This is a genomic window from Streptomyces sp. NPDC040622, from assembly GCF_055593965.1.
Map to the genome: position 1 here is coordinate 637,803 of NZ_JBVIXD010000001.1, position 26,566 is coordinate 664,368.

The following is a 26,566-nucleotide window of genomic DNA, read 5'->3' on the forward strand; positions in this document are numbered from 1 at the left end:
GTTCCTGCGACTCTCCCCGGGCCCGCCCCGGAGTTTCTTCCACGACCTTCCCAGCGGCGCCCTCGGATACTAATTTGTAAAGCGCCATGACGAAATAGGTGAGGGAGCCGCACATGAACTACCAGCCCACTCCTGAGGACAAGTTCAGCTTCGGCCTGTGGACCGTCGGCTGGCAGGGCAGGGACCCGTTCGGGGACGCCACCAGGGCCGCGCTCGACCCGGCGGACTCGGTGCGCCACCTCGCCGAACTCGGGGCCTACGGAGTGACGTTCCACGACGACGACCTGATTCCGTTCGGATCGTCCGAGACGGAGCGCGAGGGGCACATCAAGCGGTTCCGGCAGGCGTTGGACGCGACGGGGCTTGTCGTGCCGATGGCCACCACGAACCTCTTCACCCACCCCGTCTTCAAGGACGGCGGGTTCACCGCCAACGACCGTGACGTGCGCCGCTACGCGCTGCGCAAGACGATCCGCAACATTGATCTCGCGGCCGAACTGGGTGCGCGGACCTACGTCGCGTGGGGCGGCAGGGAAGGGGCGGAATCCGGCGCCGCGAAGGACGTCGGCAACGCGCTCGATCGTATGAAGGAGGCCTTCGACCTGCTCGGCGAGTATGTGACCACCCAGGGTTACGACCTGCGCTTCGCCATCGAGCCGAAGCCGAACGAGCCGCGCGGCGACATCCTGTTGCCCACCGTCGGTCATGCCCTGGCGTTCATCGAGCGCCTGGAGCGGCCCGAACTGTTCGGAGTCAATCCCGAAGTGGGTCATGAGCAGATGGCGGGCCTGAACTTTCCGCACTCCATCGCGCAGGCGCTGTGGGCGGACAAGCTGTTCCACATCGACCTCAATGGCCAGACCGGCATCAAGTACGACCAGGACCTGCGCTTCGGCGCCGGCGATCTGCGCAGCGCCTTCTGGCTGGTGGATCTCTTGGAGCGGGGCGGTTACGAGGGCCCGAGGCACTTCGACTTCAAACCGCCGCGTACGGAGGACACCGAAGGCGTGTGGGCTTCGGCTGCAGGGTGCATGCGCAACTACCTGATCCTGCGCGAGCGCGCGGCTGCCTTCCGCGCCGACCCCGAGGTCCGGGACGCGCTGCGTGCCGCGCGCCTGGACGAACTGGCGGTTCCCACGGCCGATGAAGGGCTTGCCGGGCTGCTCGCCGACCGAAGTGCCTATGAGGCGTTCGACGTCGATGAGGCCGCCGGGCGCGGCATGGCATTCGAGCACCTCGACCAGCTGGCCATGGATCATCTTCTGGCGGCGCGAGGCTGAGCCCTTCCTCGTCCGCGTTGCGTCAACTCCCGCACAGGGCTCGCCTTATGACCGGTTCGAGGCGACTCTTGATGGTATGGCCATACCGCCCGTTCCGCCGCAGCCCCCGCCGCCGCCCAGTGGCCCGCCGCCAGGCGGCGGCGGGTACGGGCCACCTCCAGGGGGTGGGTACGGCCCGGCTCCGGGTGGCGGGTTCGGGCCGCCACCCGGAGGGGGAGGGTGGCCGCCGGCCCCGCCGCCGGGAGGGGGAGGGTGGCCGCCGGCCCCGCCGCCGGGAGGGCCTTCCGGGCGCCGGAACGCGTTGTTCGTCCTGCTCGCGGTGATCGTTGCCGTGGGAGTCGTCGTCGCGGTGGTACTGGTGGTCACCGGCGACGACGGCGACGGCAAGGAGGGTCCCGCCGAAGCCAGCCGGAGCACGACGTCCGAACCCACGCCATCGCTGAGCATTCCCTCGGGAATCCCGAGCGAACTGCCCACCGGGTTGCCGAGCGGCGTCCCCTCGCTGCCGACCGACCGTCCGTCACTGCCCACCGGTTTCCCTAGTGGCCTGGACTCGGTCGTGCCCTCGCCGGCGGACGACCAAGTCCCGTACTACCTGTTGAAGGTCGGCGACTGCTTCGACATCGACAGCACCAGGCCGGGTCAGGACGTGAAGAGATCGTGCAACGAACCGCACGACGCCGAGATCGTCGAGCGCACCGAACTGAACGGTTCCTACACGACCGACGCGTCCCTGAGGCAGGCAGCGGCCGACCTGTGCGACGGACCCCTGACACGCAAAGCACGCAGTCAGCCCTCCGGGACCGTGCGAGGCACTCTGGTGCAGTACCCGGATGCCTCGGGCTACAAGGCGGGCATCGACGATGTGGCGTGCAGTCTGGCGGGGGACAGCGGCGCGGGACTGCACAAGCTCACCAAGCCACTGTCCTGACGGAACAGTCCCTCCGCAGTAGGTACCCGACCTCTTCTAAGGCAGTACTTCCTCAGTACTTCCTCAGTACTTCTTCAGTACTTCCGAGGCAGCCGTACGTACGTCACCGACGTCTCCACCCCGCTGTCCACCAGCCGACCGTCGTGGTCGAACGCCTCAGGCCCGTCGCTCATCCCGAAGTCGTTGTCGTTGATGAGGGCGAGGGTGCGGCTGTCCACCCTGGCGATGCCTTCGATCTTGCCGGGCACGCCGTCGACGGTGCCCAGGTCGACCACCAGACGCTTGTCGAGGACGGGTACTCCGGAGGCGGCGGGGTCGTCGAGCTGCTCCAAGGAGGGCTGTGTCATGCCCTTGTCCCACTTGCTCCCCAGGATGTCTGCCCGACGGCCCAAGGTGACGGCCTGGATGCGCGCGGCCTTGTCGGTCCGCTCCTGGACGAGCAGCCGGTCGCGCCCGACGGCGACCACGGAGGAGATCTTGAGCTCGGAGGTGTCGTCCTCGGAGGGATCGACGACATCCACGGGGTCGAACCGGTAGGGGTACTCGGCGGTGACCGCGTGCTTCTTCGGTGAGAAGCGCAGTAGTCGCGCGGTGCGTGATCCGTCACCGGCGTCCTGGTCCGGCAGGGACAACGGGCTCTGCACGGCCATGACGAGGTCCCCACCGGGCAGTTGGGCGAGCCCTTCGAAGCCGCGGTTCGTCTTGCGGTGCAGCAGGACTCCGGGCAACGCCTCGACCACCGGGTAGTCGGCGCCGCGCAGCTTCAGTCCTTGGGGAACGTAACGCTTGATGACCTTCCCGCGCGCGGAGACGTGGATCAGGGAGGGTCCGTACTCGTCGACCAGCCAGAAGCTGCCGTCCGTCGCCCGTACGATGCCCTCCGTGTCGAGTCCGTTCGGGCTGTACGGGACAGGATCCTTCGCGTCGTACGTGTACGGAGCCTCGTCGCGCCCCTCTTGGTTGGGCAGCCCCGTGACGGGCTTTCCGGAGGTCGTGGTCAGCGGCAGCGCGGAGACGACCTTGACCTTCTCCCCGGCAATCCGGATCTTCACGATCGCCGGGTCGAAGCCTGGTACCGGGAAGGTGCGGCGCTTCTTGCCGTTCACCTTGATCTGGCCGTTGGGCCCCCGGTCGGTCACCGTCCAGAACTCACCCTTGCGGCCCGCCGGGTAAAGGTCGCTGCCGATTCCGCCGAGCTCCACACCGCGGTCGTTCTTCACGGTTCCGGGGAGCAGTGCGTTGCTGAAGGCGCCGAGGGGAATGTCCCCGAGGACAGCGGTCTTGGTGACGCGCGCCTCTTTGTGGCCGCCGTTCGTCTGCTGGCCGGTGGCTGTGCCGGCCACCGCGAGGGCGGTGACTACGGCGAGCGGGGTGCCGATCGCTGCGAAACGGCGTACACGGCCCTTACGGACGGCGTGCGGGGACATCGGGCCTCCTGGAGCACGGGTGCGGTGACAGCGGCCAGACTTCGCCGCTGTCACGAACGCGAGGGAGCCGTCAGGTGAACGGCGGGAGACGTGCCGACGGCGCCTCCCGCGAGGGGCGGGAGGCGCCGCCGTCGACCACCGGTCCGATCAGTGCCCATGGGGCACAGTGCCCGGATCAACCCCCTTCGGTTAGGCCGTACGGACAGCGCTGACGAACCCGATGTCCCGCTGTTGCGCCTGGGAGGTTCATGCGGTCAGACCTCCCTGGACCAACGTCATCCACGTTGGGGGATGACATGGCCGCGCTCAATCGCTGGTCAGGGGGAGTGCGTGCGCCGGTGTTCCCGGCGCACGCACTCACGTCGTGCACGCGCTGGTGGCCGCCGCGAACGTTTCCAGCCACTCTGATCCGCCGCGTGGGAGCGCGGTGCCGAGGTGTCGGCGGACCTCCCCGCCTGCTCGGGGGCAAGCGCTGGCTCACTCGCGCCCGGTTGCCACGGCCAGAGCTGTCGCCGGGTCGTTGGCCGCAGGCCCTGCGGGGGCCCAACGCTCGCCTTCCTTGCGGTAGGGCCACCAGCGGCCGTCATGCCCGTGGCGCAGCTGCGCGTTCGAGTCGACCGCGGTCCAGCGATTACGGGCCGCACGGAGGCGGGGCCGTTCGTCCTCCTCCCACGCGGCGTCGAGGGCGGCACGCGCGCGTGCCAGCGCCTCGTCCTTCGGCGCCCACTCCTCCTCGAGCACGCGGAGCGCGGCCCGGCCGCCGTACCGCCAGGCCCGCACGGCGAGCGCGAGGCCGTCCCGCCCGCGTCCGGACGCCTCCGCGAGCCGTTCCGCGACCGCGATGTCGGGCTGCCCCGCCGCCAGCCGCACAGCGTCCTCACCGCTGGTCAGTTCGTCGTCCACCGGCAGGTGTTCATGCCCCTGAGCCAGCGCGTCGGCCAGCATTCGGTGTGCCTCGACCGCTGCTTGCGCGGCCAGGAACTCGACCGACGCCACATCGAGGCCCGGCGCGGGAGCCGCCTCCGTGTCGAGCGAGGGCGGCAGACCCGGCTCTGCGGGCAGTGGAGGGAGGGCAGGCAGCGGCGGGAGGATCGCGCCGTCCGCGTAGGCCTCCGCGGCGCTGACGCCTTCCGGGACGGCATCCTGGGAGCCCTCCGGCTCCGGTGCATCGGCCTGCGATGCGCTGCGGACCTGCAAGGCGTCGAGGAGTATCCGTTCCCCCCTTCCGCGCATCAGCAGGAGAACGAAAGGATCCTCGTCGAGCAGCCGCGCCACCTGGTAGCAGAGCGCGGCCGTGTGCCCGCAGTGGTCCCACGCGTCACAGTCGCACTCCGGCTCCAGGTCGCCGATGCCGGGCAGGAGTTCGACGCCTGCCGCCGCGGAATCCTCCACCAGGTGTGGTGGCATCTCGCGGTCGAGGAGCGCCGCTATGTGCCCCGCCCGCTCGACGGCCATCCCCAGGAAGCGGTCCCATTCCTCGCTGCCCAGCTCCTGCAGCAGAACATCGGAACGGTGGGGCGTGCCGTCGCGGTCCTTGACGACCGCCGTGATCCGCCCGGGGCGCACGGAGACCGCGCCCACGGCACCCGCACGCGCGAGCCGGCGCCCTGCCTTGAGCTGCTGCAGGTCAAGTGCTGTGTCTTCGAGCGCCTTCAGCCAGGCCTGGCCCCACCAGCTCTGTGCGAAGCCTCGTCCGTGAGGTGGAGGCAGGGGTGCGAACGTCCGCTCGTCGGCTTGCGTGCCCCTGTGCCGGTCGTCGTCCGCGGCACCGTACGTCTCGTCATGGATGTCACTCATCGCGTACCCCCTCGCAGCTCCACCAGATCCGACAACTCGGCGTCGGTCAGCTCGGTGAGAGCGGCCTCGCCGGACCCGAGGACGGCATCCGCCAACTCCTGTTTGCGCAGCAGCATGTCGGCGATGCGGTCCTCGATCGTTCCCTCCGCGATCAGCCGGTGCACCTGCACCGGCTGTGTCTGACCGATGCGGTACGCGCGGTCGGTGGCCTGCGCCTCGACGGCCGGGTTCCACCATCGGTCGTAGTGCACGACGTGCTCGGCGCGCGTCAGGTTCAAGCCGGTTCCCGCCGCCTTCAGGGACAGCAGGAAGACCGGGATGGCACCGTCCTGGAATCGCTGCACCATCGCCTCGCGTTCGGTGACCGGCGTGCCGCCGTGCAGGAACTGTGAGGGCACTCCGCGTGCCGCGAGGTGCTGTTCGATGAGGCGCGCCATCTGGACGTACTGCGTGAAGACCAGCACGCTCGCGTCCTCGGAGAGGATCGTGTCGAGGAGCTCGTCGAGCAGTTCCAGCTTTCCGGAGCGGCCCGGGATCCGGGGCATGTCCTCCTTGAGGTACTGCGCGGGGTGGTTGCAGATCTGTTTGAGCCCGGTGAGGAGCTTGACGATCAGGCCCCTGCGGGCGATGCCGTCGGAACCGGAGATCTCCGCGAGTGTTTCCCGCACCACTGCTTCGTAGAGAGCTGTCTGTTCGGTGCTGAGGGACACGGCGCGGTCGGTCTCGGTCTTCGGCGGGAGCTCGGGCGCGATTCCCGGGTCCGATTTGCGGCGGCGCAGGAGGAAGGGACGTACGAGCTGCCCGAGCCGCTCGGCGGCGGTCGGGTCCGTGCCGCCCTCCACGGCTTGGGCGTAGCGCGTGCGGAAGGCGCCGAGCTTGCCGAGCAGGCCCGGCGTCGTCCAGTCGAGGATGGCCCACAGCTCGGAGAGGTTGTTCTCCACGGGGGTGCCGGTGAGGGCCACACGCGCGCGTGTCCCGATCGTGCGCAGTTGTTTGGCTGTGGCCGAGTAGGGGTTCTTGACGTGCTGTGCCTCGTCGGCGACGACCATGCCCCAGGGGGCCAGGGCGAGGTTCTCCGTGTCGAGGCGCATCGTGCCGTAAGTGGTGAGTACGAAGTCGCCGTTCCCCAGGTCCTCCAGATTGCGCTGGGCGCCGTGGAATCTGCGAACGCGTGTACCAGGAGCGAACTTCTCGATCTCGCGCTGCCAGTTGCCCATCAGCGATGTCGGGCAGACCACCAGCGTGGGACCCGCGGACTCCTCCTGCGTCTGCCGGTGCAGATGCAACGAGATCAATGTGATCGTCTTGCCGAGACCCATGTCGTCGGCGAGGCAGGCGCCGAGCCCGAGTGAGGTCATCCGCGCGAGCCAGTTCAGGCCGCGCAGCTGGTAGTCACGCAACTCGGCCGCGAGCGCCTCGGGTTGCCCCACGGGCTCCATGCCCTCGGGGTCGGAGAGCCGCTCACGGAGGGTGGCGAGCCATCCCGTCGGCTGCACGTCGACACGCTGTCCCCCGACCTCGGCCGTGCCGGTCAACGCGGCGCTGAGGGCATCGATCGGACTGACCTTGCGGTCCTGCCGGTCGCGGGCCCGACGAGCCTCCTCGGGGTCGACGAGCACCCACTGGTCGCGCAGGCGCACCACCGGGCGATTGGCCTCTGCGAGGCGATCCAGCTCTGCCCGGGTCAGCGGTTGGTCACCCAGCGCGAAGCGCCAGTTGAAGGCGAGCAGGGCGTCGGGGGAGAGGAAGGAGGGAGTGTCCGAGGAGAGCTTGTGCGGGCCCTTGCGTTCGCCGTCGCCCTCGTCGTCGGGAGGACCGATGACCGCGCGCGCGGTGAGGCTGCGCGCCAGTTCCTTGGGCCAGTGCACATCGACGCCCGCGACGGCCAGCATCCGGGCTCCTTCGCTCAGCAGCGAAGAGATGTCCTCATCGGCCAGCTCGATCGCGTCCGGCACGGTGGCTGAGAGCAGCGGGGCGAGGGGCGGCCACGCGCGCGTGGCGCGCCGCAGCGCCAACAGGGCGTCCATGCGGGAACGCGGTCCGAAGGCTTGCCCCGAGGGACCGGACCCGGCCCACACCTCGGCGGCGTCCGCGACGAGCGAGGGATCGCTGACACTGTGCACCTGCAGCACGGCGCGGAACGGCAACAGGGCGCCGTCCTCGGTGACCGTGGCGAGCCCGGGGATCTCCACGCGCAGGGAGATCCGCACACCGGCGTCGTGTCCGGCCGCGACGTCCAAGGCCCAGGCGCGCTGCTCGGGAACACGGTGGGGCTCGGACGCGGCGAAGACGGCTCCGCCTGTGGCCAGGGGTGCGGCAGGGGAGCGCGGGAGCGTGTCGGCCACGGCGTCAAGGAACCGGCGCAGCAGGTTCTCCGGCTCGGGCAGCCGCAACGGCACACTGTCGTCCAAGGGCAATGCATGGGCGGCCGGCGGCATCGCTGCGGACAGGTCCCGCAGCCGCGCCAGATCGTCGGCACCCAAGGGGCCGGCACGCCATGCGTCGTGATCGGTAGACGTCAGGCCGGGCAACAGCAATCCACGAGCGGCCAGTTGAAGGGCGACGACTCCTGCCGTTCCCCAGAAGGCGGCCGTCGGATGCGTCCCCGTCGCGGCACGCGCGCGCGTGAGGACCGGGAGCGCGGTGCGGACGGGTAGCAGTACCGCCGGCACGGTAGTGAGTTCGACGCCGTCGTCCCCGGGCAGAGCGAGAGTCAGATCTCCGGGTGTACCGGCGGCAGCGTCCGGCGGCTTCGAGCCGTCGGCGTGCCAAAAGGCGACATGGCCACTGCGCGGCGGGTCGGCGGGAACGAAGACGACGGAACAGCGCGACAGTTCGGAGATCTCGGAGGGGGACACGACAGAGGGCCTGTGCACAGCGATGACGCATTCCTCAAATTTGACTACTGAGACCGGAGCGGCCGAGAGTACAGCACGACGGGGATTCGCGGGGGTCATCCGGCAGTGATCCACGACACTTCGCGCTGGGGGGTGTAGGCAACCCCCCTGTCGGGCGGGGCTGTCCCCCGGGCGGACACGGGTGGTGCCGCCATGGTCGCCGCAGGTCACTGATCCGTACGTTCTGTCAGGTCAGCCCGTCGTCACGAAGACCGGAGACCCACCATGCCCCAGGCCGCCGCAGTTGCGGAACGCCCCCCAGCAGCCGCTCACAGGCAGAGGGACGGAAGCGATTTCGCCCCTCTCCTGCGCACGGTCAAGGAGCAGGGCCTCCTGGGGCGCCGTATCGGGTGGTACACGAGAACCATCGCGATCAATGCCCTCGCGCTGGCGGCAGTTGGCGTGGGTATGTTTCTCCTCGGCACCACGTGGTGGGTGCTGCTGCTCGCGCCCGTGTTGTCCGTCTTCTGCGCCCGGACGGCGTTCATCGGACATGACGCGGGCCATTCGCAGATCACCGGCAGTCGTTCCGCAAGCCGTGCCATAGGTCTCGTGCACGGCAACCTCCTGCTCGGGATGAGCTCGGCGTGGTGGAACGACAAGCACAACAGGCATCACGCCAACCCCAACCACATCGAGAAGGACCCCGACGTCGCAGCGGACGTCCTCGTGTGGACCAGCAAGCAGGCCAGGGTTCGTATGGGCTTCAGGCGATGGCTCACCCGCAATCAGGCCTGGCTCTTCTTCCCTCTGACGCTCCTCCAGGGCGTCGCCATGAAGATCTACGGCTTCCAGGACCTGCGACGGCAAAACCGTCGCGAGCGCGTGACGGAAGGACTTCTGCTGGTCGCCCACCTCGTCGGCTATGTGACGCTGCTGCTCGCCGCCATGCCCCTCGGCCACGCGATCGCCTTCGCCGCGATCCATCAGGCGCTCTTCGGGCTGCATCTCGGACTGGCCTTCGCGCCCAACCACAAAGGCATGGAAATGCCCGACCCGGACGGCGAGCGGTGGGGGCATCTGCGCCGTCAGGTGCTCACGTCGCGCAACATCCGGGGCGGTCTCGTCACCGACTGGTTCCTCGGCGGGCTGAACTACCAGATCGAACACCACCTGTTTCCCAGCATGCCCCGACCGCACCTACGACTGGCCCAACCCGTCGTGCGCGCTCACTGCGCCGCCGTGGGCATGCGCTACACGGAGGCCGGATTCCTCGACTCCTACCGGCAGGTGCTGCGCCACATGTACGAGGTCGGTGAGCCCCTCCGCGTCGAGTAGGCCGAAACGCCAAGGGGGCCGGAACGCGGTGACCTGGCGGCACGGGGACCGGGACGGGCCGGTGAGCCGGGCCTCGGCAGGTCAGCGACCAGTAGGGGTCGCTCCTCAGGGTTCTCTCAGGGGCGTGGTCAGGAACCGTGGGAGGCTCGATCCCGTTTCCAAGACAGAGGGCGGCAGAAGCCGCGAAGGAGGCGACGCACATGTCGAAGAACGCGAAGATCGCTGCAGGAGGTGTGGCGGCCGGGCTCATTCTGCTGATCTGGCTGCCGTGGTGGGCCGCGCTCCTGATCGTGCTCGGAGTTCCCGCGGCGGCCTATCTGACGCTCGACTCCGGTCAGCGCCGAAGGCTGCGCCGCGTCACGCGCAAAGAGATAGGCCGCTGAGGTACTGGCGGGTGACCCAGGAGAGCAGTCTTCACCCGTGGGCGTCCCGCACGCCTACCTGATGCGGCAGATCGGCCGGACGCGCGCGTGAAGCCGTGGCCGCGCTCAGGAGGGGCGGACCGCGATTTTGTCGAGGGCCTCAAGCAGTGCCGGGAGCTCGGGCCCGCGGCCCACCGGCAGCACCTCACCGGGCTCCTCGTCCAACAGGACGAACGCGATGTCATCGGTCCTGGCGACCATGGACCAGCCGAGCCCGTCGGCGCGCAGGGTACGCGCGTCCCCCGACGCGAAGGACGACCGTACCCGGCCCAGGGGCGGAGGACTGTCCGCGTACGCACGGGCTTCGGCCAGGACGCGACGGACACCGGTCACGGGCGTCGCGTCGCCCTCCGCAGGGGAGGCATCCTCGGATCCGTCCGTCGCGAAGTCACCGTCATCGACCTGCGCCCGCCAGGCGGCCCACTGGAGCGCTATCTCGTCGGCGCCCAGCCGGCGCTGAGCCGGTCCCCAGGTGTCGGCCTCCGGCGGCGTGAGCGGGAGGCGGTCTCCCTCGTCGTCACCCGGTTCGGGGTCGTGCGGATCCGGCACATCGGGTGCGGCCACAGCCACCGCGAGAGGCCAGCCGGGCAGCGCCGTGACCACCGTGCGCTCGTCGGGGGACAGGTCGTACTCCATGCCGCAGTCCCAGGAGGCGATCGCCACGGCCACGAGAGACACGTCGTCGACGACGACCGTCCAGCGCGCACCCTCATGGTCCTGACCGAGTACCAGTCCGTACCCGGCTGCGAGCGGCGCGAGACCGAGCGCCGCACATGCCTCCGGATAGTCGTCACCCAGCACGCTCGGGAACTTCGCGGGTGTCAGGAGTACTGCCGTCAGCACGTACAGCGCGTCGTCATCGGCGGCGACAGCGTCGTCCGTTCCGGCCATGCCAGCCTCCCCATCGCTTCATCCGTCGGCGCACCCTAACCACTCGCCCCAGAGATCGTCGAGGGTGGATGACCAGGAAAATCGTCGGCGGACCGCCGGATGAGAGCGCTTGGGCTCGGACGTGGGCTCAGGCGGCGGGCAAGCCGAGGAGCGAACGGGCCACGTGTGCGGGCGACTCGTCGCGTTCCCGAGCGAGGGCGATGACGGCACGGCACGCGAGCTCGCTGACGCCGAACGACAGTGCCTCCGGGGAGACCCAGCCGGCTGCCTTGTCCATCTCCTCCTGATCGTCCTCGGTGCTCGCCGCCACGTAGACGGCGGCCGCTTCGAAGAGATTGTGCGGACGCCTGCGTCCGTCACCACCGCGTGCGCGCTCGTCCTCGTCCCGCGCCGGTTTGTCGGCACGCCAGAACTTGCGGAGTCCGTCAAACATGTGGGCTGCCTTCCCCCGTGCGGATGCCGCCGCAGATCGCTCATCCACCCTTTGCCATCGTAGAGTTGGCGTTTCGGCGGCAGAAGGAGGACCGCACGGTGAAGCGTTTCGAGCGGCTCGAGCAGATCAGGCGCCTGGACCCGGAGCGGGACTTCCTTGAGATCTACCGGCTCAGCGCGGCATATGAATTCCCGTGGGACTATACGCGCGCACTCGAACTCGCGCTCTATCGCACCTACGCGGTACCCAGTATCGGTCGACTGCTCGCGCAGACAGCCGAGCTGACGGACCGTACGCAAAAGAGGTACGACGACACAGCCCTCCTCCTCGACGCGGTGGTGGAGCACGGCTTCGGCAGCGACAAGGGCCGCACCGCCATCCGCCGCATCAACCAGATGCACCGCAGCTACGACATCACCAATGACGACATGCGCTATGTACTGTGCACGTTCGTGGTGGTACCGAAGCGATGGATCGATGCCTACGGATGGCGCAGACTCTCGCGTCACGAGACAGCCGCGGCGGCCGTGTACTACCGCACTCTCGGTCAGCATCTGGGAATCAAGGAGATCCCAGGTTCCTACGGGGAGTTCGAGCAGTGCCTCGATGACTACGAAGAGGCTCACTTCGGCTGGGACGAGGGCGCGCGCGGAGTGTCGGACGCGACGCTGAACCTGATGGCCTCCTGGTACCCGCGTCCCCTGGCGCCGCTGCTTCGCCGTGCGACCCTCGCGCTGCTGGACGAACCTCTGCTGCGAGCGTTCCGGTACGAGCAGCCGGGAGCGGCCACGCGTGCGGTGGTCAACGGGGCGGTGCGGCTGCGGGGGCGCGCGGTGCGCCTCATGCCGACACGCAGCGCGCCGCATCACGCGCGGCAGAACCGGGAGATCAAGGGCTACCGCGACGGGTACGAGGTCGCCGAGCTCGGTTCGTTTCCCGTACCCGGCGTTCGCGGGTGCCCGGTGCCGCACAAGGCCACTTCAGCGACCGCTCCCGTCGAGTGACGCCAAGGTGTCTCGCAGCCAGGCGAGTTCGGCCCGGCTCGTCGCGCGGGCGATGGTGAGGATGCCGCGGCGGAAGGGATCGTCGAGCTCCTCCGCGCGCAGCGGTCGCTCGCCGTCGTAGAAGAAGCTGGCGGGCTCCTCCAGGAAGGCAAGTCGCCGCTGCAGCACCGTTGCCTGCGCCGTCACGTCATCCAGGTGGCGGAGGAAGGCCAGGAGGGTGAACCAGCGGTTCTCGTCGGTGATGTCACCCCGCGCCGGCTCCGCGAGTCGTTTCCGCAGCTCCTGCCTGCCCTCGGGAGTGAGGCTCAGGACGTGGCGCGGTGCCGCGACAGCACCGGGCTGCGTCTCGCGGGCGAGCAGTCCCGCTCTCTCCAGTCGCTTGATGGCGGGGTACAGCGTGCTCTCGGCGACAGGGCGTACGTGTCCGGTCAGTGCGGTGATGCGTTTGCGCAGCTCATAGCCGTGCAGGGCGGTGTCGTAGAGGAATCCGAGGATGGCCAGTTCGAGCATGCCGTGCATTGTGCCGCACTCGTCTCCGCACTCGCTGTACCACGCCTACGCTATACATCGATATCGATGTATCCTTGTCAGGCCTGCTTGCGGTGCGCGAGACGGGCGACACGGCGACGGGAACGGGGAGCGGTCATGCGTGAGGCGCGGTTCGATGTGCGGGGAAGCCGTGTGCGGTGGACCGAGGTGGACGGGGCCGAACCCGCGCGGGTGTACGTGCACGGACTGGGCGCGGCGTCCGCCGCTTACCATGCCCACATCGCCGCCAGGCCCGAACTGGCCGGCCGCCGCTCACTCTTCGTGGACCTTCCCGGGCACGGTCTCAGCGATCGTCCCGACGACTTCGGTTACACGTTGGAGGACCACGCGGACGCACTGGCCGCGGCACTCGACGAGGCTGGGGCCACCGGGGCAGAGATCGTCGCGCACAGCATGGGGGGCTCCGTGGCCATCGTGCTGGCTCACCGACGCCCCGATCTGGTGACGTCGCTGGTTCTCACGGAGGCCAATCTCGACCCGAACCCTCCCGCGACGGCGGGCAGCAGCCGCATCGCCGCGTACACGGAGGAGGACTTCGTCAGGGGTGGCGGCTACGCGCGCGTGCTCCGACAAGTCGGTGCCACCTGGGCGGCCACCATGCGCCTTGCGGATCCCTTGGCGCTGCACCGGACCGCGACCGGGCTCGTCGCGGGGACACGCCCCGGCATGCGCCGGATGCTCATGGAACTGAGCGCGGACCGCGTCTACTTGCAAGGCGCCCTGAGTGGCGAACTCACCGGGCGCGACGAACTGGAGGCGTCCGGCGTACGGGTGGTGACCGTGCCCGAAGCAGGGCACAACGTCATGTTCGACAATGCCGACGCCTTCGTCACCGCAGTCGTCGGGCGCCCCTGACCGGCTCCAGTTCAGCCCTGGCGTACCGCCAGGGCGAGGAAGCGGGCGTCCTCGTCGACGTACGACGTCATGCTCCAGCCGGAGCCGGCGAGCAGCGGGCCGAGGTTCGCTTCCGCCCGCAGATCGCCCGGGGTGATCTGCCGTCCCTGCCGCGCCGCGAGCGCCGCCCGGCCGATGGGATGGAAGAGAGCGAGCAGCCCTCCGGGGCGCACGACTCGCCGCAACTCCTCGAGGTTCTCCGCGGGGGCGGGCAGATGCGCGATCAGCCCGGCACCGAACACGGCGTCGAGCGACTGCTCGCGCAGCGGCAGGCGCGCCACGTCGGCGAGCAGGAGCTGCCCGTCCCGGCCCCTGCCCGCATGTGTCGCGGCCTCCAGCATGGCCGGCGTCAGGTCGGCGCCGAGCACCACCCCCGAGGGCCCTACGGCCTCCCTGAGCGCCGGGAGCGCCCGCCCAGTTCCGCAACCGGCGTCGAGCACCACGGACCCCGGGCTCAGCGCGAGCTCGGCGACGGCGGCCCGATAGGCGGGCCCGTCATCGGGGAAACGGGCATCCCAACCGGCCGCGCGGGCGGTGAAGAATTCCTGGACCTTCGTGTGATCGTCGCTCATGCGACCCATGATCCCGCAAGGAACCGCACGCGCGTTGGGTGCACTCGTTCGAGCGTGACGCGATCGTTCAGGGCCGTCTCTCTGTCATCTTCCATCAGCTTTCGAAATGCGCCCCCGTAGTGCGCTCCCGGGCGGACTAGCGTCCCGGGGCCATGGGACACCTGGACCACGCCACCTTCGGCTGGCTTACCCCTGTGCTGTCGTACGCGATGGCCTGCATCGGCGCCGCCCTCGGGCTGTGCTGCACCGTCCGCGCGCTGGACGCCTCGGGGCGTTCACGCCGGAACTGGCTCATCACTGCCGCATCCGCCCTCGGCACCGGCATCTGGACGATGCACTTCGTCGCCATGCTCGGCTTCGGGGTCACCGGCACCGAGATCCGCTACAACGCGCCGCTGACCTTCCTGAGCCTTCTCGTCGCGATGGCCGTCGTGGGCGCCGGTGTGTTCGCCGTGGGGTACAGCCGCGACCGAGGACGGGCGCTCGCGATCGGCGGGCTCACCACGGGGCTGGGCGTCGCGAGCATGCACTACATGGGCATGGCGGCGCTGCGCCTGCACGGCGACGTGCGGTACGACCCGATGCTGGTCGGGCTCTCCGTGGTCATCGCGGTCGTCGCGTCGACCGCCGCCCTGTGGGCCGGCCTCAACATCAAGTCCCCGATCGCGGTCGCTGTGGCGTCATTGGTGATGGGCGGAGCGGTGACGAGCATGCACTACACCGGGATGTTCGCCGTGAGCGTGCGGGTCACCCCCTCCGGTGCGGCGCTGCCGGGGGCGACGACGATGCAGTTCATCTTCCCTCTCGCCGTCGGCCTCGGCTCCTACCTCTTCCTGACCTCCGCTTTCGTCGCGCTGTCCCCGACGACCGGTGAGCGCAAGGCCTCCGTGTCGGCCCAGCGGCTGGTCGACGGTGTCACCTCCTAGCGACGCGCCGGGCCATGCGGGCGACCCGTACGCAACTCATCCGAGCGAGGAGGCCATGGACACCCACCGAAGCACTCCCGAGCCGACCGCAGGCACGGCGCCTGCGCCTCCGGAAGTCCCGGCCCGCGGCCGCCGTGCCCACGCGGGCCCGCCCGCCGACGAACCCTCGGACGGAGAGGACCAGTTCGCCGAACCCTCGACGTACAAGGCGCCCTCACGCGCGGGATGGTGGCGACTGCGGCCGCGCACCGTACGCGCCAAGATCGTGTGTCTGCTGATGGTGCCCGTCGTCTCGCTGCTCGCCCTGTGGGGGTACGCGACCGTTACCACAGCGCAGGATGTGGCGCGGCTGCGGCAGGTCCAACGTGTCGACGCCGCTGTACGCACCCCGGTCGAGACGGCCGTCACCGCCCTGCAGGCCGAGCGGGCCGCCGCCGTACGCTGCGCGGCCGAGCCCGGCGCCGACCACGATGCCGCACTGCGCAGGCAGGCGGCCCGGACCGACCGCGCCGTGGACGAGCTGCGCCTGGGCGACGACCGGACCGTCGCGGACGGAGTGGGACTTCCTGGACGCGTGGCCGACCGGCTCGAGGCGTTCGTTGCCGGAGCCGAGGAGCTGCGCTCCCTTCGGGCCGACGTGCTGGACCGGCGCACGGGTTGGGACGCGGCGTACGGCCAGTACACGAAGACGATCTCGCAGGCCTTCACCGTGGGCGGCGCCCTCACCGGCATGCAGGACTCTGGGCAAGGCTCCCACGCGCGTGTGCTGCTCGAATTCTCCAGAGCCGGTGAAATGCTGGCCCGAGAGGACACCGTGCTGGCCGCGGCGAGGACGGCCAAAACCTTGGACGGGGAGCGGCTTCGGCTGTTCACCGGCGCCGTCGACACCCGCAGATCCCTGACCGAAACGGCGGTCACGGACCTGCGCGGGTCCGAGCGGGCAGCCTGGCATGAACTTGAGGACAGCGCCGCGTATGCGGACGTACGCGCCGCCGAGGACAAGGTGCTCGTCTCCGAGCCCGGCCGCAAGGCGCTCGCCGCGGCTCCGGAGGGCGGCTGGGACAAGGCGTACGCGACCGTGCGGGACGAGCTCCATGCGATCGACGAGGGAGCGGACCGCAGCGCCGCGGACCGCGCCGACCCGATCACCCACGGAGTTCTCACCCCGGCGGGTGCGGCCGTCCTGCTCGGACTGGTCGCCGTCGCCGCGTCACTCGTGATCTCCGTACGCATCGGTCGCGGCCTCGTCGTCGAACTCGTCAGCCTCCGCAACGGAGCCCTGGAGATCGCTCGCCGCAAACTCCCGAACGCCATGCGCCGACTGCGTGCCGGGGAAGAGATCGACATCCGCGCAGAGGCACCTCCCGGACCACCCGCGGAGGACGAGACCGGACAGGTAGCCGAAGCACTCGGCACCGTCCACCGGGCCGCCCTTCATGCGGCGATCGAGCGCGCGGAGCTCGCCAGTGGCATCTCCGGAGTCTTCGTCAATCTGGCCCGCAGGACCCAGGTCCTGGTGCACCGGCAGCTCACCCTCCTCGACAGCATGGAGCGCAGGGTGGACGATCCGAGCGAACTCAGCGACCTGTTCCGGCTCGACCATCTGACGACCCGGATGAGGCGTCACGCGGAGAGCCTGATCATCCTCTCCGGCGCCGCACCGGGGCGGGCCTGGCGGATGCCCGTCTCCCTCACGAACGTGGTGCGCGCGGCGGTCTCCGAAGTCGAGGACTACGCGCGCGTGGAGGTACGACAACTCCCCGCGGCATCGGTACTCGGCACGGCGGTCGCCGACCTCACCCACCTCCTGGCCGAACTCGTCGAGAACGCCGCGCAGTTCTCGCCGCCCCACACCAAGGTGCGAGTCAGCGGCGAACCCGTGGGCAACGGCTATGCCTTGGAGATCGAGGACCGAGGGCTCGGCATGGGCATGGAGACGCTCACCGAAGCCAACCGTCGCATCGAGCAGTCCGAGGCGCTCGATGTCTTCGACAGCGATCAACTGGGCCTCTTCGTGGTCAGCAGGCTCGCGGCCCAGCACGACGTCAAGGTGCACCTGCGCACGTCTCCCTACGGAGGTACCACCGCGGTCGTCCTGCTTCCCACCGCACTCCTGCACAGCGACACGGCGGGGAGCGCGGAGGCCCATCCGGCAGAGGCCCACTCGGTGGCACGCCGGCCCGCCCTGCCCGCCCTGAACGAGGAGCACGCGCGCGTGCCGGGAACACCGCGACAGCACAGCAACAGCAGTTCCGTTCCTGCCCCCGAGTCGCGCCCCGCACTGGCAGCAGCGGCCGAGGCGCCACCCCCACGCGGCGTCACCGCGCTGCGCCTGCACCAGGGCCGCGAAGCCGACGACGCGACGGACGCCCGGCCCAGCGGCGACGGTTCGCTCGATGTCGCCGACGCCGACGCCGACGCGCAGGACGTGCTGGACGAACTGCCACGCCGTGTACGCCAGGCGAGCCTCGCCCCCCAACTGCGCGAACGACCCGCCGAGAACCCGCCGGGCGCCACGACGGCGGGCCCTGGGCAGGAGGACGAGCGCAGCCCCGAGCTGGTGCGCGACCGCATGACCGCCTACCGCAACGGATGGGCACGCGGGGGCGGCGCGCTACCGGGCGCCGGCGGTTCGGCCACAGCCCCTCCACGGGCCGTACCGGGCAGTGACAGCAGCGAAGGAGATCCCGCATGATCCAGGACCAGAGCATCCCCACCGGGCGGAGCGGCGACCTCGACTGGCTGCTCGACGACTTGGTGCTGCGCGTAGGCGAGGTGCGGCACGCCGTGGTGCTCTCCAACGACGGTCTGCCGGTCGGCGCCTCGACCGCCCTCACCAGGGAGGACGCCGAACATCTCGCTGCCGTCGCGTCGGGCTTTCACAGCCTCGCCAAAGGAGCGGGTCGGCACTTCGGGGCAGGTGGCGTGCGTCAGACCATGGTCGAGATGGACGATGCCTTCCTCTTCGTGGCAGCCGCGGGCGACGGTTCCTGCCTGACCGTCCTCACCTCCGTCACGGCCGACATCGGACTCGTCGCGTACGAGATGGCCCGCATGGTCAAGCGGGTGGGGGAGCACTTGCGCACCCCGACGCGATGCGCCGGGCAACCACCGACTGCCGGATGACCGAGGACGGCCGGTACTCATGACCGAGGAGACGAGCGCCTTTCCGGAGCAACCGGGAAGCCAGTGGTACGACAACGAAGCCGGGCCCTTGGTCCGGCCCTACGCGATGACGGGCGGGCGGACCAGGCCGGGTCCGCGCGGTGTCCGCTTCGACCTGATCGCTCTGGTGACGCTCGACGACAGCGCTCCGGGGCCCGACGACGACACCGCGCTGGGACCTGAACACCGGGCACTCATCGAACTCTGCCGCGTCGAGACACAGTCCGTCGCGGAGCTCGCCGCCGGCGCCGATCTGCCCGTGGGCGTGGTCAGGGTGCTCCTCGGCGACCTGCTGGAGATCGGCTGCGTCAAGGTCAGCCGACCCGTGCCGCCCGCACAGCTTCCCGACGAAAAGATCCTCCGAGAGGTGATCGATGGGCTCCGAGCACTCTGACGCCGCGGGCGCAGAGACGGCCATGGCACTGAAGATTCTGGTCGCGGGCGGCTTCGGGGTGGGCAAGACCACCCTGGTGGGCGCGGTCAGCGAGATCCGCCCGCTGCGTACCGAGGAACTGCTCAGCGAGGCGGGCCAGTCGGTGGACGACACCGAAGGGGTCGACCGGAAGACCACGACGACGGTGGCCATGGACTTCGGCCGCATCACGATCCGTTCGGGGCTGTCGCTGTACCTGTTCGGCACTCCGGGCCAGGACCGGTTCTGGTTCCTCTGGGACGAGTTGTCCCAGGGCGCCCTCGGCGCGGTCGTCCTCGCGGACACCCGACGGCTCGAAGACTGCTTCCCCGCCGTGGACTACTTCGAGCACCGCCGCATCCCGTTCGTGGTGGCAGTGAACTGCTTCGTGAACTCGCGGACGTACGGGGCGCACGACGTGTCCCGCGCGCTGGATCTGGACCGCGGGACACCGGTGGTGCTCTGCGACGCCCGTGACCGCGATTCAGGCAAGGAGGTGCTGATTCGGCTGGTCGAGTACGCCGGACGGGTCCACACCGCCCGGCTGCTCGACTCCGTCGGCTGACACCTCAGCCAGGCCTCACCCAGACTTCGGCCAGATCTCGGCGATCGAGTTCGCCGTGCGCCTTCGGAGAGGTCTGCCGCGGGGCGTCAGTCGGCGGTCCGCCGCGGGGCGTCAGTCGGCGACGGCGGCTTGGGCGAGGACCTTGTCGATCCGCACACGGACCAGGAGTTCGCCCGGGACGCCATTGCGTTTGCCGAACTCCTCGGCGCGCTCCTCACCCATGTAGCGCGCGCCGAGGCGGGCCGCCCAGTGCTGGACCTCGGCGACGTCCTCACTCAGCTCCGCTCTGCCCTGCAGCACGACGAAGGCGAACGGCGGATGGTCGTCGTCGACGCACAGGGCCACACGCCCGTCTCGCGCGAGGTTCCGTCCCTTCACCGTCTCCTTCCCGGTGTTGAACACCAGGTCATCGCCGTCGAGCAGGAACCAGATCGGCGCGATGTGCGGGCTGCCGTCCGCCCTGACGGTCGACAGCTTGCCGGTGCGGGTGCCCTGTGAGACGAACGCACGCCATTGGTCATCGGTCATCTTCTGTGCCATGTCCCCATCATGCTTGCCGGGGCGCCGGTCGTGGTGAAGGCTGGCAGGTCAGATCCCCCATGAGGGGGGAGCGGACACGGGGAGACGGGAACATGGCGCAGAGCATGGGGCTCGGCTGGCTGCTGGACGACCTGACCCAGCGGATGGAGCACGTACGGCATGCGCTGGTGCTGTCCAACGACGGCCTGGTGACCGGCGCGAGCACGGACTTGCAGCGGGAGGACGCGGAGCACCTCGCCGCGGTCGCATCCGGCCTGCACAGCCTCGCCAAGGGATCCGGGCGCCACTTCCACGCGGGGAACGTGCGCCAGACGATGATCGAGTTCGACGACGCGGTCCTCTTCGTCACAGCCGCGGGCGACGGAAGCTGCCTCTGCGTCCTGAGCTCGGCAGAGGCCGACATGGGCCAGGTCGCCTACGAGATGACGCTGCTCGTGAACCGAGTCGGAGAGCACTTGGGCGTCGACGCCCGCCAGCCCGAACGTACGCCTACCGTGGACCTCTGACCTGCACTGACACTGCCACGTCAAGAGTTATCCACAGGCCCGGCGAGGATCGCGGTGATCGGGCTACGGTTTTTCCCGAGAGCAATCACATCTCACGGGGGAGATCCACCATGACTGGTGACACCATCACGCAATCCGCCACGGCAACGGCCGTGCCGCCGTCGATCACACTGGGTCGAGCGGCCAGGGAACTCGATCTGAAACGCGGGGAGTTCGATCTGGCGGTGATGCTGGGACGCATTCGTACGGTCGGAGAGGTACCGGGCGGCCCCTACCGCGTCGCCCGCGAGGAGATCGATCGCCTGCGCGCAGGCGAAGGCTTCCCCGAGACGTTGCGGGAGAGCGTCAGAGCCGTGGGCACCACGGAGGGCGCGGGGCTCATGCACATCACCACGTCCCGCTTCACCCGCCTGGCCCGCGCGGGCCTTCTGACGCCGGTCAAGTTCTACCTCAACCGATATCGGGCCGTGGTCTGGCTCTATCTGGCCGAAGAGCTACGGCATTTCGCCGAGTCCGACATCAACGCCTCGCTGCTCACGGGACGCATGCCGGAGACGATGCGCGGGCGGCTCGACGAGGGACAGGATCTGCGTGCCCGCAACTGGCGGGGACGGTACGCGGGTTTCTTGCTGCGCCAATCCGACGACGCGTGGGAGCGGGCGGCCGCCATGGCCTCGCTCCTCGACCCGGTGCAGCTCGCGGAGATCGTCAGGGATCCCTACGAACGCGCCTACCTCAGCAGGCTGAAGCCCGTGTCCCGCACCTACGGCGCACCGGATTCGCCAGGGGCACGGATCATGGAGAAGATCACGACTGCGGACGATCCCGACGAAATCCGATGGCTGCGCTCCAGCCTGCTGATCGGCCTCGTCGAGGCTCGAGGGCAGCGCCCGGCGCCACGCCCCGCGCCGAGGAGTTTGCCGCAGCAGGCCCTTCCTCCCGCTGAGCAGCAGGAGACGCCGAGCGGTGTCGCGGCCGAGTCTTCCGTGTCTGATGCGCGCGGCCTGATGAAGTGGTTGCGCCGAAGGAAGGCGTAGAGAGCCACGCCACGCCGTCGGTACCGCTGCAGCGTGGCGCGCAAGTCCTTCGCGTTCTCCCGTTGGCGGGACGACCCAAGGCCTCCGCGAGCAGCCGCTCCCAGCCCACGCCCGATTTCCCGCTCGATTCCCCCGTCCCCCTTGGTCACGGTTTCGTAGCCGCGCCCAGCGTGTCGGCGGTGTTACGTGTCCCGAAGTCGAAATCCAGTCCGAACGGAGCCGTCGATGCTCATGGAGTCCCGCCGCGGGCCCGCCGTCTCACGATCATCAGGCGGCCAGTTCCTCTTCGAGCCACGTACGTCCGCGCGTACGAGCGGTGAGTCGTACGTCCCCAAGGGGCAGAGCAAGGCGCTCAGCCTCGGCCCGCACCGCATCCTGCGCGTCCGTTCCGACGTCCTCGAGGAACCGGCACACGATTTCGCCGCTGCGGTCCTGGGCCCAACCGCCGACGATTCGACCGTTCCACCACACGGACGGGCCGATATTGCCGTTCCGGTCGAAGAGGCGCGGGCCGTGGTCCCCGAGGAACCATCCGCGGTGCTGCCAGCCCATCGGAGTCGAGTCGAGTGCCGGCAGCAGAGCGGCCCAGGGCGCGGGGCGGGGTGTCTCCTCCATGTCGTCGGGGAGCAGCAGCCCGGCCGCTCCCTCCAAGTCGACCTCGATAGGATTCAGTTCGGCCAGCGCCCGCTTCGTCTGAGTCTTGGTCCATCCCGCCCACCAGCGGAGATCATCCGCGGTGGCCGGACCGAACGTCCGCAGCCACCGCCGGGCGAGCTCTGTTTCGGCATCCCGGGTATCCCAGTGGGTGAGGCCGCCAGGACACCAGTCGGTCAGCGGTGCCCAGCGGTACTGATGAGACGTCCACGTGCCGCGTGGTCTTCCCCGCACCACGTGGCCCTCGGTGGCAAGCAGGAGAAGAAGCCGACTGGCCAGCTTCTGCCGGCCCTCGTAACTCTTGCCGCGGGCCATGACCAGTTCCGTGCTCAACCGTGGGTCGTCGGTCGCGAGCTCGGCGGCGGTCGCCTCGCCGCGTGCCTTGAGGGCCCGCAGCGCTACTTCCTCGCTCTGCGCGAGCCACGCCTCCACCGAGGCCGCGTCGTCGGCGACGCCGGACTCCGCCAGCATCCCCAGCAGGAGCCGGCGCTCGCGAGCCCCGACCGCACGCGAGCAGGCGGCCTGCAGCACCGGAGCGTCCTCCAGCGACGTCACGAAGACCGTGCGCCGCATCCCCATCAGCCGGATCAGCGACCGATCCTCGTACAGGGCACGTTCCACGTCCGCCACGTGTCCGTCCCGCATGCGGGCCCAGGCTCCCACATAGACCGACGACGGATCGGTGCCGTGCAGGGCCAGCAGCGAGCGCGCCACCTCGACCGGATCGTCCGACCTGGTGTCCGCCGTCAGCCGGTGGCGCAGCGCCAGCCTCGCCCGCCGCTCCGCCACATCGATCCGTCGCACCCTGCCTCCTGCTCAGACCTCTTACGGGTCACGTTCCTGCTGTCGGACTGTCCATGTGCCGCTCCCCGTAAGGACGGAACAGTCCTTCCTGCACCACCGACACCAGGAGGCGGCCGTCGGTGTCGTAGATACGGCCGCGGGCCAGGCCGCGGCCTCCCGTGACGATGGGGGACTCCTGGTCGTAGAGGAACCACTCGTCGGCGCGGAAAGGACGGTGGAACCACATGGCGTGGTCGAGCGACGCCATGTCGAAGCCGCGCGGGCCCCAGAGCGGTTCGACGGGGATGCGGACGGCGTCGAGGAGTGTCATGTCGCTCGCGTAGGTGAGCGCACAGGTGTGGACGAGAGGATCGTCGCCCAGCGGGCCGACGGCACGCATCCACACCGCGCTGCGCGGCTCAGCGTCCTTGATCTCCTCGGTGGTCCAGCGCAGCCGGTCGACATAGCGGATGTCGAAGGGCTGGCGCCGGGCCATGCGCTCCAACTGCTCAGGAAGCGCGCCGAGATGTTCCTTGATCTCCTCGGCGACCGTCGGCAGCGACTCCGGGTCGGGGGCGTCGAGGCGCGGCGGCAGCTGGTGTTCGAAGGCGCCCTGTTCGGGCTGGTGGAAGGAGGCGGTGAGGTTGAAGATGGTGCGGCCCTGCTGGACGGCGGTGACGCGGCGCGTGGTGAAGGAGCGACCGTCCCTGACCCGTTCGACCTGGTACACGATGGGCACGCCCGGGCGTCCGGGACGCAGGAAGTACGCGTGGAGCGAGTGCACCGGGCGGTCACCCTCGGTGGTGCGGCCCGCCGCCACCAGGGCCTGCCCGGCGACCTGCCCGCCGAACACCCGTTGCAACGACTCGTTCGGGCTGCGGCCGCGGAAGATGTTGACCTCGATCTGCTCAAGGTCCAGCAGGTCGACCAGCCGGTCGGCGGGATTGTTCATGGCAGTTCCTCGACTCCTGTCCGGGGCACACGGATCATCGGGGCGCTCAGAGCTGACCGACGTCCGTGACCCGGACCACGGCACGGCCCTCTTCGTCGGACGCCGCGAGATCGACCTCCGCGCTGATGCCCCAGTCATGGTCGCCGTTGGGGTCGGCGAACGTCTGGCGGACGCGCCACAGACCGTGCTCGGGATCCTCCTCGATGAGCAGCAGCTTGGGACCGCGGGCGTCGGGACCGGTGCCGAGATCTTCGTACTCGTCCCAGTACTTGTCCATGGCCTCGCCCCAGGCGTCCGCGTCCCAGCCCGACTCGGCGTCCAGCTCGCCCAGCTCCTCGACGTGGTCGAGGGCGGCCAGCTCGACCCTGCGGAACAGCGCGTTGCGCACCAGGACGCGGAAGGCGCGGGCGTTGGCCGTGACCGGCTTGACCTGGTCGGCCTTCTCCTGTGCCTCCTCCGCCGTCATGACCTCGGGGTTGGCGAGCTGTTCCCACTCGTCGAGGAGGCTGGAGTCGACCTGGCGCACCATCTCGCCGAGCCAGGCGATCAGGTCCTCAAGGTCCTCGGACTTCAGGTCGTCCGGGATGGTGTGCTCCAGCGCCTTGTACGCGCCCGCGAGGTAGCGCAGCACGATGCCCTCGGTGCGGGCGAGCTCGTAGAAGGACGTGAATTCCGTGAAGGACAGTGCCCGTTCGTACATGTCCCGGATGACGGACTTCGGAGACAGCGGATGGTCGCCGACCCACGGGTGACTGGTGCGGTACGTGTTGTACGCGTGGAAGAGGAGCTCCTCCAGCGGCTTGGGGTACGTGATGTCCTGGAGCCGCTCCATCCGGTCCTCGTACTCGACGCCGTCCGCCTTCATCAGCGCGACGGCCTCGCCCCGCGCCTTGTTCTGCTGGGCGGCGAGGATCTGGCGCGGGTCGTCGAGGGTGGACTCGACGACGGACACCATGTCCAGGGCGTACGAAGGGGACTCGGGGTCGAGCACCTCGAAGGCGGCGAGTGCGAACGTCGACAGGGGCTGGTTGAGGGCGAAGTCCTGCTGAAGGTCGACGGTCAGGCGCACGATGCGGCCCGTGGAGTCCGGCTCGTCGAGCTTCTCGACGATGCCGCCGTCGAGGAGGGAGCGGTAGATCGCGATGGCCCGGCGGATGTGCCGCAGCTGCTGCTTGCGCGGCTCGTGGTTGTCCTCCAGGAGGTGGCGCATCGCGTCGAAGGCGTTGCCCGGCCTGGCGATCACCGAGAGCAGCATCGTGTGCGTGACCCGGAAGCGGGACGTCAGCGGTTCCGGGTCGGAGGCGATGAGCTTCTCGAAGGTGCTCTCGGACCAGGCGACGAAGCCCTCCGGTGCCTTCTTGCGGACCACCTTGCGTCGCTTCTTCGCGTCGTCGCCGGCCTTGGCGAGTGCCTTCTCGTTCTCGACGACGTGCTCGGGCGCCTGGGCGACCACGAAGCCCGCCGTGTCGAAGCCCGCCCGACCGGCGCGTCCGGCGATCTGGTGGAACTCTCGTGCGCGCAGTGTGCGGACCCGGGTGCCGTCGTACTTGGTGAGGGCGGTGAACAGCACCGTACGGATCGGGACGTTGACGCCGACGCCGAGGGTGTCCGTGCCGCAGATGACCTTGAGGAGTCCTGCCTGTGCGAGCTTCTCCACCAGGCGGCGGTACTTGGGCAGCATGCCCGCGTGGTGCACACCGATTCCGTGGCGCACGTAGCGCGAGAGGTTGCGGCCGAACTTGGTGGTGAAGCGGAAGTTGCCGATCAGCTCGGCGATCTTGTCCTTCTCCTCACGCGTGCACATGTTGATGCTCATCAGCGACTGCGCGCGCTCGACCGCCTGCGCCTGGGTGAAGTGCACGATGTAGATCGGCGCCTGCTTGGTCTCCAGGAGCTCGGTGATCGTCTCGGTGATCGGCGTCAGACGGTACTCGTAGGAGAGGGGCACCGGGCGGGTCGCGGAACGGACCACCGAGGTGGGCCGTCCCGTGCGGCGCGTCAGGTCCTTCTCGAACATGGAGACGTCGCCGAGCGTCGCCGACATGAGGATGAACTGCGCCTGCGGCAGTTCGAGCAGCGGGATCTGCCAGGCCCAGCCGCGGTCCGGCTCGGCGTAGAAGTGGAACTCGTCCATGACGACCTGGCCGATGTCGGCGTGCTTGCCGTCCCGCAGCGCGATCGAGGCGAGGACTTCGGCCGTGCAGCAGATGACGGGAGCGTCGGCGTTGACCGAGGCGTCGCCGGTCAGCATGCCGACGTTCTCGGTGCCGAAGAGCTTGCAGAGGTCGAAGAACTTCTCCGACACCAGTGCCTTGATGGGCGCCGTGTAGAAGGTGACCTTGTCCTGTGCGAGTGCTGTGAAGTGCGCACCGGCCGCGACCAGGCTCTTGCCGGAGCCGGTCGGCGTGGACAAGATCACGTTTGCCCCGGAGACCACCTCGATCAGTGCCTCCTCCTGGGCCGGGTAGAGAGTGATGCCCTGGTCCTCGGCCCACGACGAGAAGGCTTCGAAGAGGGCATCGGGGTCGGCATCCGGCGGCAGCTGATCGATAAGGGTCACACCCCCATCTTGCCTTCCTTCTCACCCGATCAGGGAACCGGACGTCCGCACGAAGATCACGAACGCTACGCTGTGTCGCCAACGGGGCGTC

At 69.4% G+C, this 26,566-nt stretch carries 24 protein-coding genes; 13 read left to right on the forward strand and 11 right to left on the reverse strand.

Annotated features, from left to right (window positions below; translation table 11 throughout):
• Positions 1-113: 113 nt before the first annotated feature.
• Positions 114-1,280, forward strand: coding sequence for a xylose isomerase (gene xylA / locus ACZ592_RS02775; protein WP_471579676.1), 1,167 nt, complete (start codon positions 114-116; stop codon positions 1,278-1,280).
• A gap of 319 nt (positions 1,281-1,599) precedes the next feature.
• Entirely contained in the window at positions 1,600-2,211 is a 612-nt protein-coding gene (locus ACZ592_RS02780; RefSeq protein WP_471579677.1) for a hypothetical protein, read from the forward strand.
• A gap of 74 nt (positions 2,212-2,285) precedes the next feature.
• Here ACZ592_RS02780 and ACZ592_RS02785 read toward each other — a convergent pair whose 3' ends face one another.
• From ACZ592_RS02785 to ACZ592_RS02795, 3 genes are all read right to left on the reverse strand, one after another.
• On the reverse strand, positions 2,286-3,638 hold the full coding sequence (locus ACZ592_RS02785) for an esterase-like activity of phytase family protein (RefSeq protein ID WP_471579678.1): 1,353 nt from the start codon (positions 3,636-3,638) through the stop codon (positions 2,286-2,288).
• 477 nt (positions 3,639-4,115) lie between these two features.
• On the reverse strand, positions 4,116-5,435 hold the full coding sequence (locus ACZ592_RS02790) for an SWIM zinc finger family protein (protein WP_471579679.1): 1,320 nt from the start codon (positions 5,433-5,435) through the stop codon (positions 4,116-4,118).
• Positions 5,432-8,392: a DEAD/DEAH box helicase gene (locus tag ACZ592_RS02795; RefSeq protein ID WP_471579680.1), complete on the reverse strand. Its 2,961-nt coding sequence runs from the start codon at positions 8,390-8,392 to the stop codon at positions 5,432-5,434. Before ACZ592_RS02795 ends, ACZ592_RS02790 begins: the two co-directional genes overlap by 4 nt.
• 165 nt (positions 8,393-8,557) lie before the next feature.
• On the opposite strand from ACZ592_RS02795, the gene ACZ592_RS02800 reads away from it, so the two are divergent.
• Together ACZ592_RS02800 and ACZ592_RS02805 are read left to right on the forward strand one after the other, a co-directional pair.
• On the forward strand, positions 8,558-9,610 hold the full coding sequence (locus ACZ592_RS02800; RefSeq protein ID WP_471579681.1) for an acyl-CoA desaturase: 1,053 nt from the start codon (positions 8,558-8,560) through the stop codon (positions 9,608-9,610).
• A gap of 200 nt (positions 9,611-9,810) precedes the next feature.
• A complete protein-coding gene (locus ACZ592_RS02805) occupies positions 9,811-9,993 on the forward strand; it encodes a hypothetical protein (RefSeq protein WP_471579682.1) in 183 nt (60 codons plus the stop codon).
• Positions 9,994-10,098: 105 nt separating this feature from the next.
• Here ACZ592_RS02805 and ACZ592_RS02810 read toward each other — a convergent pair whose 3' ends face one another.
• Both ACZ592_RS02810 and ACZ592_RS02815 read right to left on the reverse strand, forming a co-directional pair.
• Positions 10,099-10,923: a hypothetical protein gene (locus ACZ592_RS02810; protein WP_471579683.1), complete on the reverse strand. Its 825-nt coding sequence runs from the start codon at positions 10,921-10,923 to the stop codon at positions 10,099-10,101.
• 127 nt (positions 10,924-11,050) lie between these two features.
• Positions 11,051-11,356, reverse strand: a complete 306-nt coding sequence (locus ACZ592_RS02815; RefSeq protein ID WP_471579684.1) for a hypothetical protein — start codon at positions 11,354-11,356, stop codon at positions 11,051-11,053.
• A 98-nt stretch (positions 11,357-11,454) separates the two neighbouring features.
• Between ACZ592_RS02815 and ACZ592_RS02820 the strand changes: the two genes are divergently transcribed.
• Entirely contained in the window at positions 11,455-12,360 is a 906-nt protein-coding gene (locus ACZ592_RS02820) for an oxygenase MpaB family protein (RefSeq protein WP_471579685.1), read from the forward strand.
• Here the strand turns inward: ACZ592_RS02820 and ACZ592_RS02825 are convergent.
• Positions 12,337-12,870, reverse strand: coding sequence for a PadR family transcriptional regulator (locus tag ACZ592_RS02825; RefSeq protein ID WP_471579686.1), 534 nt, complete (start codon positions 12,868-12,870; stop codon positions 12,337-12,339). The genes ACZ592_RS02820 and ACZ592_RS02825 overlap by 24 nt on opposite strands.
• A gap of 135 nt (positions 12,871-13,005) precedes the next feature.
• Here ACZ592_RS02825 and ACZ592_RS02830 point away from each other — a divergent pair, with 135 nt between their 5' ends.
• Complete coding sequence (locus ACZ592_RS02830; RefSeq protein WP_471579687.1) at positions 13,006-13,764, forward strand: alpha/beta fold hydrolase; 759 nt, start codon at positions 13,006-13,008, stop codon at positions 13,762-13,764.
• 11 nt (positions 13,765-13,775) lie between these two features.
• On the opposite strand, the gene ACZ592_RS02835 is transcribed toward ACZ592_RS02830, so the two are convergent.
• Complete coding sequence (locus tag ACZ592_RS02835; protein ID WP_471579688.1) at positions 13,776-14,375, reverse strand: class I SAM-dependent methyltransferase; 600 nt, start codon at positions 14,373-14,375, stop codon at positions 13,776-13,778.
• Positions 14,376-14,527: 152 nt separating this feature from the next.
• Between ACZ592_RS02835 and ACZ592_RS02840 the strand changes: the two genes are divergently transcribed.
• From ACZ592_RS02840 to ACZ592_RS02860, 5 genes are read left to right on the forward strand one after another with little or no spacing between them, the layout of a single operon-like run.
• Positions 14,528-15,301, forward strand: a complete 774-nt coding sequence (locus tag ACZ592_RS02840) for an MHYT domain-containing protein (protein ID WP_471579689.1) — start codon at positions 14,528-14,530, stop codon at positions 15,299-15,301.
• Positions 15,302-15,356: 55 nt separating this feature from the next.
• On the forward strand, positions 15,357-17,996 hold the full coding sequence (locus ACZ592_RS02845; protein WP_471579690.1) for a sensor histidine kinase: 2,640 nt from the start codon (positions 15,357-15,359) through the stop codon (positions 17,994-17,996).
• The gene (locus ACZ592_RS02850; RefSeq protein WP_471579691.1) at positions 17,993-18,427 is read left to right on the forward strand and encodes a roadblock/LC7 domain-containing protein; all 435 of its coding nucleotides are present in this window, start codon (positions 17,993-17,995) and stop codon (positions 18,425-18,427) included. The genes ACZ592_RS02845 and ACZ592_RS02850 overlap by 4 nt, the downstream gene beginning before the upstream one ends.
• Before the next feature lie 19 nt (positions 18,428-18,446).
• Entirely contained in the window at positions 18,447-18,860 is a 414-nt protein-coding gene (locus ACZ592_RS02855; RefSeq protein WP_471579692.1) for a DUF742 domain-containing protein, read from the forward strand.
• The gene (locus ACZ592_RS02860; RefSeq protein ID WP_471579693.1) at positions 18,841-19,443 is read left to right on the forward strand and encodes a GTP-binding protein; all 603 of its coding nucleotides are present in this window, start codon (positions 18,841-18,843) and stop codon (positions 19,441-19,443) included. Before ACZ592_RS02855 ends, ACZ592_RS02860 begins: the two co-directional genes overlap by 20 nt.
• A 111-nt stretch (positions 19,444-19,554) precedes the next feature.
• On the opposite strand, the gene ACZ592_RS02865 is transcribed toward ACZ592_RS02860, so the two are convergent.
• On the reverse strand, positions 19,555-19,983 hold the full coding sequence (locus tag ACZ592_RS02865) for a PPOX class F420-dependent oxidoreductase (RefSeq protein ID WP_471579694.1): 429 nt from the start codon (positions 19,981-19,983) through the stop codon (positions 19,555-19,557).
• A 92-nt stretch (positions 19,984-20,075) separates the two neighbouring features.
• Between ACZ592_RS02865 and ACZ592_RS02870 the strand changes: the two genes are divergently transcribed.
• Both ACZ592_RS02870 and ACZ592_RS02875 read left to right on the forward strand, forming a co-directional pair.
• Positions 20,076-20,489, forward strand: a complete 414-nt coding sequence (locus ACZ592_RS02870; RefSeq protein WP_471579695.1) for a roadblock/LC7 domain-containing protein — start codon at positions 20,076-20,078, stop codon at positions 20,487-20,489.
• Between the two features lie 110 nt (positions 20,490-20,599).
• Positions 20,600-21,526 (forward strand): DUF6397 family protein, encoded by a 927-nt coding sequence (locus ACZ592_RS02875; protein ID WP_471579696.1) that lies wholly within the window; start codon positions 20,600-20,602, stop codon positions 21,524-21,526.
• A gap of 267 nt (positions 21,527-21,793) precedes the next feature.
• Here the strand turns inward: ACZ592_RS02875 and ACZ592_RS02880 are convergent, their stop codons facing one another.
• The 3 genes from ACZ592_RS02880 to ACZ592_RS02890 are packed head-to-tail and all read right to left on the reverse strand — an operon-like array spanning position 21,794 to position 26,475.
• Positions 21,794-22,975 (reverse strand): winged helix DNA-binding domain-containing protein, encoded by a 1,182-nt coding sequence (locus ACZ592_RS02880; RefSeq protein WP_471580000.1) that lies wholly within the window; start codon positions 22,973-22,975, stop codon positions 21,794-21,796.
• A gap of 37 nt (positions 22,976-23,012) precedes the next feature.
• Positions 23,013-23,915, reverse strand: coding sequence for an acyl-CoA thioesterase (locus ACZ592_RS02885; RefSeq protein WP_471579697.1), 903 nt, complete (start codon positions 23,913-23,915; stop codon positions 23,013-23,015).
• A 46-nt stretch (positions 23,916-23,961) separates the two neighbouring features.
• Positions 23,962-26,475, reverse strand: a complete 2,514-nt coding sequence (locus tag ACZ592_RS02890) for a DEAD/DEAH box helicase (protein WP_471579698.1) — start codon at positions 26,473-26,475, stop codon at positions 23,962-23,964.
• Between the last annotated feature and the right edge of the window lie 91 nt (positions 26,476-26,566).

What these genes read in the sequence shown, in the direction of transcription:
- xylA (WP_471579676.1), top strand. Translation starts at nt 114, where the DNA reads ATGAACTACCAGCCCACTCCTGAGGACAAGTTCAGCTTCGGCCTGTGG.
- ACZ592_RS02785 (WP_471579678.1), bottom strand. Translation starts at nt 3,638, where the DNA reads ATGTCCCCGCACGCCGTCCGTAAGGGCCGTGTACGCCGTTTCGCAGCG.
- ACZ592_RS02790 (WP_471579679.1), bottom strand. Translation starts at nt 5,435, where the DNA reads ATGAGTGACATCCATGACGAGACGTACGGTGCCGCGGACGACGACCGG.
- ACZ592_RS02795 (WP_471579680.1), bottom strand. Translation starts at nt 8,392, where the DNA reads ATGACCCCCGCGAATCCCCGTCGTGCTGTACTCTCGGCCGCTCCGGTC.
- ACZ592_RS02800 (WP_471579681.1), top strand. Translation starts at nt 8,558, where the DNA reads ATGCCCCAGGCCGCCGCAGTTGCGGAACGCCCCCCAGCAGCCGCTCAC.
- ACZ592_RS02805 (WP_471579682.1), top strand. Translation starts at nt 9,811, where the DNA reads ATGTCGAAGAACGCGAAGATCGCTGCAGGAGGTGTGGCGGCCGGGCTC.
- ACZ592_RS02810 (WP_471579683.1), bottom strand. Translation starts at nt 10,923, where the DNA reads ATGGCCGGAACGGACGACGCTGTCGCCGCCGATGACGACGCGCTGTAC.
- ACZ592_RS02815 (WP_471579684.1), bottom strand. Translation starts at nt 11,356, where the DNA reads ATGTTTGACGGACTCCGCAAGTTCTGGCGTGCCGACAAACCGGCGCGG.
- ACZ592_RS02825 (WP_471579686.1), bottom strand. Translation starts at nt 12,870, where the DNA reads ATGCTCGAACTGGCCATCCTCGGATTCCTCTACGACACCGCCCTGCAC.
- ACZ592_RS02830 (WP_471579687.1), top strand. Translation starts at nt 13,006, where the DNA reads ATGCGTGAGGCGCGGTTCGATGTGCGGGGAAGCCGTGTGCGGTGGACC.
- ACZ592_RS02835 (WP_471579688.1), bottom strand. Translation starts at nt 14,375, where the DNA reads ATGAGCGACGATCACACGAAGGTCCAGGAATTCTTCACCGCCCGCGCG.
- ACZ592_RS02840 (WP_471579689.1), top strand. Translation starts at nt 14,528, where the DNA reads ATGGGACACCTGGACCACGCCACCTTCGGCTGGCTTACCCCTGTGCTG.
- ACZ592_RS02845 (WP_471579690.1), top strand. Translation starts at nt 15,357, where the DNA reads ATGGACACCCACCGAAGCACTCCCGAGCCGACCGCAGGCACGGCGCCT.
- ACZ592_RS02850 (WP_471579691.1), top strand. Translation starts at nt 17,993, where the DNA reads ATGATCCAGGACCAGAGCATCCCCACCGGGCGGAGCGGCGACCTCGAC.
- ACZ592_RS02855 (WP_471579692.1), top strand. Translation starts at nt 18,447, where the DNA reads ATGACCGAGGAGACGAGCGCCTTTCCGGAGCAACCGGGAAGCCAGTGG.
- ACZ592_RS02860 (WP_471579693.1), top strand. Translation starts at nt 18,841, where the DNA reads ATGGGCTCCGAGCACTCTGACGCCGCGGGCGCAGAGACGGCCATGGCA.
- ACZ592_RS02865 (WP_471579694.1), bottom strand. Translation starts at nt 19,983, where the DNA reads ATGGCACAGAAGATGACCGATGACCAATGGCGTGCGTTCGTCTCACAG.
- ACZ592_RS02870 (WP_471579695.1), top strand. Translation starts at nt 20,076, where the DNA reads ATGGCGCAGAGCATGGGGCTCGGCTGGCTGCTGGACGACCTGACCCAG.
- ACZ592_RS02875 (WP_471579696.1), top strand. Translation starts at nt 20,600, where the DNA reads ATGACTGGTGACACCATCACGCAATCCGCCACGGCAACGGCCGTGCCG.
- ACZ592_RS02885 (WP_471579697.1), bottom strand. Translation starts at nt 23,915, where the DNA reads ATGAACAATCCCGCCGACCGGCTGGTCGACCTGCTGGACCTTGAGCAG.